General features: G+C 61.4%; 8 protein-coding genes and 1 pseudogene. 1 reads left to right on the top strand and 8 read right to left on the bottom strand.

Annotated elements, in window-relative coordinates:
- The 8 genes and pseudogenes from ACLL97_RS18280 to ACLL97_RS18245 all read right to left on the bottom strand — a co-directional run.
- A partial coding sequence (locus tag ACLL97_RS18280; protein WP_411281916.1) for a phosphoketolase occupies positions 1–1,844 on the bottom strand: 1,844 nt, incomplete at its 3' end.
- A complete protein-coding gene (locus ACLL97_RS18275) occupies positions 1,841–2,857 on the bottom strand; it encodes an acetate/propionate family kinase (protein ID WP_411281915.1) in 1,017 nt (338 codons plus the stop codon). The genes ACLL97_RS18275 and ACLL97_RS18280, both read right to left, overlap by 4 nt.
- Positions 2,858–2,899: 42 nt before the next feature.
- On the bottom strand, positions 2,900–3,388 hold the full coding sequence (locus tag ACLL97_RS18270) for a hypothetical protein (protein WP_411281914.1): 489 nt from the start codon (positions 3,386–3,388) through the stop codon (positions 2,900–2,902).
- 37 nt (positions 3,389–3,425) lie between these two features.
- The gene (locus ACLL97_RS18265; RefSeq protein WP_411281913.1) at positions 3,426–5,876 is read right to left on the bottom strand and encodes a heavy metal translocating P-type ATPase; all 2,451 of its coding nucleotides are present in this window, start codon (positions 5,874–5,876) and stop codon (positions 3,426–3,428) included.
- Positions 5,877–5,925: 49 nt separating this feature from the next.
- A complete protein-coding gene (locus ACLL97_RS18260; RefSeq protein ID WP_411281912.1) occupies positions 5,926–6,360 on the bottom strand; it encodes a heavy-metal-associated domain-containing protein in 435 nt (144 codons plus the stop codon).
- Positions 6,361–6,825: 465 nt separating this feature from the next.
- Positions 6,826–7,335: a hypothetical protein gene (locus tag ACLL97_RS18255; RefSeq protein ID WP_411281911.1), complete on the bottom strand. Its 510-nt coding sequence runs from the start codon at positions 7,333–7,335 to the stop codon at positions 6,826–6,828.
- Positions 7,332–7,505 carry a hypothetical protein gene (locus tag ACLL97_RS18250; RefSeq protein WP_411281910.1) on the bottom strand — a complete coding sequence of 58 codons (174 nt, stop codon included), beginning with the start codon at positions 7,503–7,505 and terminating at the stop codon, positions 7,332–7,334. Before ACLL97_RS18250 ends, ACLL97_RS18255 begins: the two co-directional genes overlap by 4 nt.
- A gap of 358 nt (positions 7,506–7,863) precedes the next feature.
- Positions 7,864–8,590, bottom strand: a pseudogene (locus tag ACLL97_RS18245) (HAD family hydrolase).
- 678 nt (positions 8,591–9,268) lie between these two features.
- Here ACLL97_RS18245 and ACLL97_RS18240 point away from each other — a divergent pair.
- Positions 9,269–9,753 (top strand): universal stress protein (locus tag ACLL97_RS18240; protein ID WP_411281909.1); only part of this gene is annotated, 485 nt, incomplete at its 3' end.

Here is a 9,753-nt window from a genome sequence, read left to right as displayed (position 1 = left end):
CCCCCTTCATCGCTACTGGCCCAGGGCCAGATACCGAGTCCGGCTGCACAATGAGTGATCGCGGCATCGATGTCGAGCCACTGGAGTGCAGGCTGCTTGCCAGCAACGATAACGTTGACGTAGTGTCGGCTGCGCAGACAATGATCGGTGACCGAGAGCAACGTGTTGGCATCGGGCGGCAGATAGACGCGAATGGTCTCCGCTTTCTTGTTCACCACGATATCGAGGAAGCCCGGATCCTGGTGCGTGAAGCCGTTGTGATCCTGACGCCACACGTGCGAAGTCAACAAGTAGTTCAACGACGCAATGGGGCGCCGCCATGGAATGTCCCGGGTGACCTTCAGCCACTTGGCGTGCTGGTTGAACATCGAATCCACGATGTGCACGAACGCTTCATAGCAGGAGAACAGGCCGTGACGGCCGGTGAGCAGATACCCCTCCAGCCATCCCTGGCACAGATGTTCGCTCAACACCTCCATCACGCGGCCGTCGGGCGATATGTCTTCGTCGGTGCTCAATATCTCAGCGGTCAAGATGCGGTCGGTGACGTCGAACAGCGCCGTCAACCGGTTCGACGCGGTTTCGTCCGGCCCCACGACACGAAAATTGCGGCTGTCTCCGTTGAGCGTGATGACGTCGCGAATCAGTTTCCCCATGATTCGCGTTGCTTCGGCCACTACCGTGCCGGGTTGCGGAACGCTTACCGCGTAGTCCCGGAAGTCCGGCATCTTCAGATCCTGTAGCAGCAGTCCACCGTTCGCGTGCGGATTGGCTCCCATGCGCCGGTTCCCGATCGGCGCGAGCGCGGCCAGCTCGGGAACGAGCGCACCATCCTCGTCGAACAGCTCGTCGGGGCGGTAACTCTGCATCCACTGCTCGAGCAGCTTGAGATGCTCGGGTTTCGTGGAGAGCTCCGCGAGCGGCACTTGGTGGGCGCGCCACGTGCCTTCGACAGGAAGCCCGTCAACGACTTTGGGCCCCGTCCAACCCTTGGGCGTGCGGAAGATGATCATCGGCCAACGAGGCCGCGTGGTGAACCCCTCGGCGCGGGCCTTGACCTGTATCTCCTTGATTTCTTCAACGATTGCGTCGAGCGCCGCCGCGAGCAGCTGATGCACCTCGTCGGGATCGTCGCCTTCGACGACATACGGCGTGTAGCCATACCCGCGGAAAAGTTGGTCCAGCTCTTCGGCGCTGATACGGGCGAGCACCGTGGGGTTGGCGATCTTGTAGCCGTTGAGGTGGAGGATTGGCAGGACCGCTCCATCGTGTACCGGATTCAGAAACTTGTTCGAGTGCCAACTTGCGGCCAGTGCACCGGTTTCCGCCTCGCCGTCGCCTATCACACACGCGACGATCAAATCGGGATTGTCGAATGCGGCGCCGTACGCGTGCGCCAGGGAGTAACCCAGTTCGCCCCCCTCGTTAATCGATCCAGGCGTCTCTGGTGCGACGTGGCTCGGGACGCCGCCGGGAAACGAGAACTGCGTGAATAGCCGCTTCACTCCCTGCTCGTTGCGCGTCACGTCCGGATACAGCTCGCTGTAAGTGCCTTCGAGATACGTGTTCGCGACCAAGCCAGGTCCGCCATGTCCGGGGCCGGTCACATAGATCATGTTGAGGTCATGCTGCTTGATCACGCGATTCAGATGCACGTAGAGAAAGTTCAATCCCGGCGTCGTGCCCCAGTGGCCCAGGAGCCGTGGTTTCACGTGTGCCAGTTGCAGCGGGTGTTTGAGTAACGGATTGTCGTACAGGTAGATCTGGCCCACCGACAAGTAGTTGGCGGCCCGCCAGTAGGCGTTCATCCGTTGGAGCAGTTCCGCAGACAATGGTGCATTCATGTTTTCGCTCCCAGGAGTAGAACCACGGACTTCGCGATCGTTATCTCTTCGTCCGTGCGGATAATGCGCACGGCTACACGACCGCTCGCTGCGGAAATCAACGGCTCGTCTCGTTCGTTACGGGCAGGGTCAACGTCGATCTCGAGGAAGCTCAGCCCCTCGCAGATGCGCACCCGGATCACCGGAGCGTTCTCGCCGATCCCGCCGGCGAAAACGAGTGTGTCCAACCCACCGAGTGCGGCGGCGTATGCCCCGATCCACTTCTTGATCTGGTAGCAGAACAACGCCGCGGCTTCCGCAGCCCGCACGTCGTGCGCTTCGCGGTCGAGGAGATCCCGGATATCGGCGCTCGTTTCCGACACGCCAAGCAATCCCGACTCGTGATTCACCATGCGATGGAACTGAGCGGCGGTCATCTGCTTGGTTCGTGCCAGAAAGCCGACGAGTCCCCGATCGAGATCACCCGAGCGAGTGCTCATCGGAACTCCGGCTGCCGGCGTGAGGCCCATGCTGGTATAAGGCGCCGAGGAACGGGCAGGATTCTCGCGACACGCGGCATGTCCCGGTGAAAAGCGCTGTCGAAACACACCACTTGACGCAGCGTGGGCGCGCGCGCGTATCCGTTCGATGAGTCCAATCTCGGATGGCAGGTGTTCCGTCGCGTACGGAGTGATACGACGCAGCTCCTCGAGCAATGCGTCCGTGACTAGCCGCGGATCGCCATAGCTGACGACGCGATGGCCCACCGCCAAGAGCGACGCGAAACCGACTTGCAATGCGAGCCATTCAATCAGGAGCGTCATCGCAGCTTGATGATCGAGCTCACCGACGTCGCGGCTCGCGCGCTGCTGTCGAACAGAATCGACGAACGTAAGCGTCGTGCCAGGCGACTCGACGCGATCCAGCTTGCCGTGCAGCCGTCGCGCTTGTTCGCCCGCGATGTCGTAGGTCGCGAATTTGATGCTTGACGAGCCGACGTTCATGGCCAGAACGTGCACGATCGCTTGCTCCATTGAATCTTCCCGTTCCCGCGCTAAAGAGTGTCGTCCAGCCAGTCAAACAACACTTGGTGCAGCAGCGTGATATTGCCCATCTGACAGTGTTCCTCGGCGCCTTCTTCCTCCGTGAACACACGCACCACGGTGGGCGCCTTGAGCGCGGCCGAGAGCATGTCGAGTTGCTCCCGCGGGGCGAAGTGATGGTTGCGCCGTGCAGCGCAGTTCACTGTCGAAGCGAGCAGCAACATCGAGTACCGTCTTGAGGCCGCGCGGCGACTTCCATCTGCTGAGAAGTCCAATGGCAGGCTTGGTCGTACTCTGCGTCGCCCAGAAATCGAACAAGACGACGTGAATGATTAACGTTTTGATACGAGGTTCGAACGCCACCCTGCGCTGCCATTCGGCATGCCAGCTCTCGAAATCGCCTTCGCGAATTCGCTTTGCCATCGCCAGCATTTCGCCGAGCTCTGAGCCGCCGTATAGCCCGTAGCTCGCTGTACGCAGCAGCTCAAAGGAGAATGTCTGGTCCACGAAAAGCAGCTTCATGTCGTGCGCTCGCCAGGCGCGCGGTGCACTGGCGAGCTCACGCCGGCACGGCCGGGGCGACGGGCGCGTCGGACTTCGGCGCAGTCTTCGGCTTGGCATTTTTGATTCCGGCGAGTTTCGTGCGCTTAAGCAGCAAGGCGTTGATCGCGACGACGGCCGAACTGCCTGACATGGACAGCGCTGCGATCTCCGGCGACAGTGTAAAGGGGAAGAATATTCCGGCCGCCAGCGGGAACGCGACCACATTGTAGCCGACCGCCCACCAGAGATTCTGATGCATCTTGCGCAATGTGGCGCGCGAAAGCTCGATCGCTCCGACGACATCGTACGGATCGCTCTTCATAAGGACAACGTCGGCGCTGTCCATGGCGACGTCGGTGCCCGCGCCGATCGCGAAACCCACGTCGGCCTGCGTAAGGGCGGGCGCGTCGTTTACGCCGTCGCCTACCATCCCGACCTTCTTGCCCGTCGCCTGCAACTCCTTCACTTTGTCAGCCTTCTGCCCGGGCAACACGTCGGCCATCACCGTGGTGATGCCAAGATCGACTGCGATCCGTTTCGCGGTTCCGGCGTTGTCGCCGGTCAGCATGACGACCTCGATCCCTCGCTCGCGCAACTTCGCCACGGCTGCCTTTGCCGTCGGTCGCACCGCGTCCGCAATGGCAATGAGTCCGAGCACCTTGCCATTCAGCGCCACGTGCACCACGGTTCTGCCCTCGCCTTGCAAGCGGGCGGCGGCCGACTCGAGTGGCCCGAGTACAAGTTTTTGGGCGTCCATCAATTTGCGATTGCCGAGGAACACCATGCCGTCGGCGGTTTGCGCCTGCGCACCCATGCCATCAATGTTCTTGAAATCGGTCGGTGCAACGACCCTCAGTTTCGAGGCTCGTCGCAGAATGGCCTGAGCGAGGGGATGGGCCGATCCTTGTTCGACGGCTGCGGCAGCGAGCAGAACGGCATCCTCGGCGACACCGCTGGCCACGACCATCTCGACGACTTCAGGTTTCCCGACCGTGAGTGTGCCAGTCTTGTCGAAAATGATGACATTGAGCTTGGTCGCCTCCTCGAGTGCAGCGGCGTTCTTGAACAGAATGCCGTTCAGCGCGCCCAGACTTGTGCCGACCATCACGGCCATCGGCGTGGCAAGGCCCAACGCATCTGGGCAGGCGATGACAAATACCGTGATGGTCAGAGTCACGGCGAACAGCAACGGCTGTCCGACCACCCAGAACCAGACGGCGAACGTGGTAAGGCCGACCACGATCGCGGCCAGCACCAACCACTGCGCCGCTTTGTCGGCGAGCAGCTGCGCCGGCGCCTTCGAGTTCTGCGCTTCCTGAACTAATTTCACGATCTGCGCCAAGGCCGTATCTGATCCAACCTTTGTGGCCTTGTAGCGGAAGCTGCCATTCGTGTTGATCGTAGCGCCCGCGACCTTCGCACCGGGGCCTTTTTGTATCGGCATCGATTCGCCGGTGAGCATCGATTCGTCGACCAGCGAATCGCCGCTTTCAATCGTGCCATCCACGGGAATTTTATTGCCCGGCCGTATCACGACGACATCCCCCACCACGACATCAGCGGTCGCGACTTCGATTTCGGTTCCGCCGCGCAGCACCGATGCCTTCGCCGGCGTGAGGTTCATTAATGCTTTGATGGCGGACGATGCGCCAGCACGTGCGCGCATCTCCAACCAGTGCCCCAGCAGGATGAACACCAACAGTACGGACACCGCCTCGAAGAACTGCTTGCTCTCGAAGAAGAAGGTGGCGCCGACACTGAAGAGATATCCGGTGCCCACGCTCAGGACGATCAGCACCGCCATGTTCAGCTTCCGGGCTTTCAGGGCGCGAAAGGCGGCGACGAAGAAGGGCCAGCTTGGATACAGGATAGCAGCGCTCGCGAAGCCGAACAGCCACTGGTTGAGTGGCAATCCGAATGGCGGCGAGGGAGCCGGGAAGACGTTCCCCATTGGTGAGTACACGAAGATCGGAACCGTAAAGAGCAGACAGACCCAGAAGCGATTGCGCATGTCGCGGACCATCGCCGGCAGATCCATGGTGCCGCCGTGCCCCATCTCCTTCGCCATCTCGGAGGGCATGGGCGATTCGGGCTTGTCGGCGGCTCTGTCGTCCGCGTGCGCGTTGCTGGAATGCGCAGCAGTCGGGGCCGGCGGCGGTGGTGGCGCCGGTGATGGCGCGGGTGGTGCTGGTGGCGGTGGCGTCACGGCCGGAAGCGCGTTCGCCGCCTCGGCTTCGGCCTCGTGTGGCGCATCGACTGGCGCGGCAGACTGGAACCCCTGCTGGCGCACGGCTGACTTGATATCCGCCACTTCGAGTCGGGTTTCATCATAGCGCACCGTGACGTTGCCGGCGGCGAAGTTCACCGTCGCGCTGTCGACACCGGGTACCTTGCGAAAGCGATGCTCAATTTCCTCGACGCTCAGTACGGAGAGTGCGGCATGGACTTCTATGACGCTCGTCTTCATCGTGTCTTCACTCTCAGCGGCATGGTCGACTCGTCTGATCGGATATCGGTCATTTCATCGGGGGCATTTCCGGGTCGTTCTCGGCAGCCGCGCCTGGCGCATCAGGTTTGGGCGCAGAGGCCGATGTTGCAGTCGGCGCATCAGTCTCAGTCGACGACGAACCAGCGTCGCTCACGGTGCCTAGCGCAGCACCCGTCGCAATTGGTGCCGGCGGTGCAGCGGGCTCAACTGGAGCAGGATTCGCGTTCACCTCATCGGCCATCGGCGGCGCGCCCGGCTCCGTCGACTCAAACCCGCGCTGACGCACGGCCGACTTGATGTCAGCGTTTTCCAAACGCGTTTCGTCATAGCGTACGGTCGCACGACCGGCAGCAAAATCCACCGTTACACTCGCGACTCCCGGCACTTCGCCGATTCGCCGCTCCACTTCATCAACGCTCAATACCGACAGCATGTCATGTACCTGAAGCGTGCTGGTTTTCATGGAGAGTCCTCGCTCTGCAGGCGTCAACGCGCCCAGTGATGTGATGTGTGATGGGTTGCAATCGCGTGTGAAGCCGAACATGATGTCCGCGCCGGGTTGCACGAGTGGGTGCGTTCGCCGACGTAGTCGAAGCGCGACAGGATCTCCCGATCAAGTTCAGCCAGGCTGATCGCATGTCGTTCTTCCGAACGATGTGCCAAGGTGACAGAGCCGTGTACGTTCGCAGCACCCGTTCATGGCGCTCTGCGGTATACGCCATCTGACCAGCGACCGAAAGGGTCGTGCTTCGCGCTGAAGGCGACCTGAGTGTACGCTGAGAATCGAGCGATCGCGCGTGATCGTGACATGTCCTGCCCCCTGCTCTGGTCTCGATAGACGATGCCGGCGCGGTGGTTATGAATGACCGGGCGGCACTGCTCGGTCACACCTGCCCCTTAGACCGGCCTGATTCACGGCGACGGGATTTCAACGCAATTCAATGGACGCACCCAATTTCGATTGCAGTGCGTCAGCATCGGAGAATGCCAGGAGATCGTCGATCCGTTTCGAGCCGGTCAATTGGCAATCGAGGGTAATCTCGGTCGCCCGAGCGGCCATCGCACCGGTGAGGTTTGACTGGTCCCGGCCTCGGAATACGGCCTTGCGCACGGTCGAATCGTTCGAGATCGTCACGTCGAGTCGGACCCGGTCCGTGGTCAAACCAAAGACCTTGGCCGGCAGATCAGGTCGAAGGGCCAGGTAGGCCGATGCCGAATCCAGACCGAGCCGCGCCGCAATCGCGAAGTTGTCTGCGAAGTCGACCGGATAGAGCTTTTTTCCCCGAGGACCGCGGACATACCCGGCGGCGGCCCGAAGTTGGGCGAGCGTCCAGGCAATGGCCTCCTCTCCGTGACGCCCGATCAGGTCAAGGGTCAGCAGGATATAAAGCTCCCCGAGCGCGCCGCAGCTTACAAGTTCCTTCGCCAGGACCGTCATGAGACCTGAGGCGAGGCCGGTTTCCGAGACGAGAAGCGCACCAGTCGGGTCCGTGCGGCGATGCGTTCGAGATTCGCCTCGGTATGCCTGATGACGATGTCATGGACCGAAAGCGCCTGCGCTGCTGCTTCGTCGTGCAGAATATCCAGACCTTGTCCGAGCACGCGCACCCGGGAGGATCGCGCGATGCGCGCGGCGGCCTTGCCGCATGCTCGCCATTTCGTCTGGCAATCGTAATTTCGGATAGCAACCCGCCTTTCGCCAAATGCTTGGCGGTCTTTAGCCGGCCTTCCCGTATCCTCCCACGATCAAAACGCGTCTGCTCATCGCGTGCCTCCAATCCCTGGCGCAAATTCGTCAGTGATAGACGGCCACGATACCAATGAAGCGCCGCTTTAAGACCTTGGCCGTCTAAATCTGTAGGGTTGCCCCCTACATATGTCACATACCAGTGCGGTTCAGGATCACGAACGCGATCACAAGGCACTTGGTCCGCCAGCATCGTGGGCGACGACGCCGACGATGGCGTCACGATAAGCACGACGCCTCCCAGCACGTCTTCGTCGCCGGAACAGCCTGCATCAACGCGGGCAATGTGTAGGCGAGGAGGTCACTAATACGTTCGATAGTGACGTCGGGCGTTGGATACGTCGCAATTTGCGGGTCGCGCGCGTTGTGTCCCTGCCGCAAAAAGACGGTCGTGAGCCGTTCGCCCCGTACGCGCTTGACGGCCGTCAGCCGCCTGACCTTGTCACCGACGAATACGTAGTGGTCGGCGGGATACCGCCGCTCGACGTCCACCAACACTCGCTCCTTGAGCACATACACGAGTACGCGTCCGTCGACCGCATCGAACAGCCCCGAGCGCTCGATCTTGCGTGGCTGGAACACGACATCGCCGTCGGTCAGGATGACCGCAGGGCCGCATTGGGCCAGATGCCGGATGACGTCGAGCGACCCCCGGATAGAGCCGTTCCGCGAACGGGTAGTTGAGCATCAACGACGAGACGCAGAGCACGTGCGAGTCGCTCGGGCGCTCGACTCGGTAGCGCTGAAGGGCGCCGAGATAGCCCGCGTAACCCGAGTCGGAGCGGAGCTCGTCGAAAATCGCCCAGTAGCGTTCCTGGCGTTGCGCGCCAATTTCGCCCGTGAGGTAGTGCTTGAGACCCGTGGTGACCTGGTCATTGTCGAGGAGGGTATTGTCCACGTCGAGCAGAAATACGACCCTGTGCGGTACGTTGGGAATGGCAGGCATGGCGCCTTCGTCGAACTGGATGGTTCTGCGGCAGCGAACGCGCGCTGAATGCTCGACTTCGCCTCCTCATGAATGCGTCGCAGATGATCACGACCAGCAACGCTTTCCGCATAGAGCTTGTGCGCTGCTAGCGCGCGCTCGACAATCGCCAGAATCTTGCTGTCCACAGTTACGGGAACCGTGCTAATCTCCTTTCCGGTTGCCGTGTTTACCGTCTGCAATGCGGCAGCCCGTCGTTCCTTCGTGAGCGGCTCGTCCTTGTACAGAAAGCTCTCTCCGAGGCGGGAAGAAATCCTGACACCATCAGCCGCTGGAATGCCGACAGCGGTGAAGCGGCCCTATAACCAGAACGTCAGTCTGAGATGCAACACGGCGCCGTGCTCCTGTGTGTTGACGTGGTGAATCCGTCAAAAGCGCGCCCAGCCTAGCGTGATTCCTTTGGTACATGTTCAGCCTGCCGCGTTGACCTGAAGGGATGCTGATCGCCGGCTGAACGCATCTGCGCAGTATCCACCGCCATCCCGCAGCGGCGATCACCTATTCAGGAGATCTTCAGCGCCGTTTCAGGGGACGGCGTCATGTTTCCGCGTCATCGTCCAAACAGCGCCGTGGGGGAAAACCTGCGCCTCCGACGCCAGCCTAGATATCGCAGTTATCATCACGCCCTGCAGCCAAACAGTGGAGTCACACGTGCCCGAAACCAGTCAATCGATCATCGTCCCGCTCGACGGGTCCGCGCTGGCAGAAGCGGCCATCCCGTTCGCTATCGCACTTGCACAGCGACGGCACTTAGGCATCGATCTCGTACACGTCCACGCCACCGGCGTACGTACGCAGAATGCTCCGATAGTCGACCCTCGCTGGGACAATGACCGATCAAAGGATATGGGCGACGCAATTCGCGGGTTGGGTGAGCGATACGCGCGGGAGACGGGGGTCAACGTCAGTGTCACGGTGCTACGGGGTGAGCCCGCCGCGATGTTGATGAATTACGCCACCGAACAGGAAGCAGCGCTCGTCGCCATGACAACGCACGGCCGAAGTGGCTTCAGCCACGCATGGTTTGGCAGCGTGACCGAGCATGTCGTGCACGCTGCCAAACCATGCGTGGCTGAAGCCACTTCGGCCGTGCGTTGTCATGGCGACGAGCGCTGCTTCCTGTT

The sequence above is a fragment of the Gemmatimonas sp. genome (assembly GCF_046594945.1).
Taxonomy (GTDB): domain Bacteria; phylum Gemmatimonadota; class Gemmatimonadetes; order Gemmatimonadales; family Gemmatimonadaceae; genus Gemmatimonas.
Note: the sequence above shows the minus strand (reverse complement) of the source record. Positions and strands in the feature narration are given on the sequence as shown.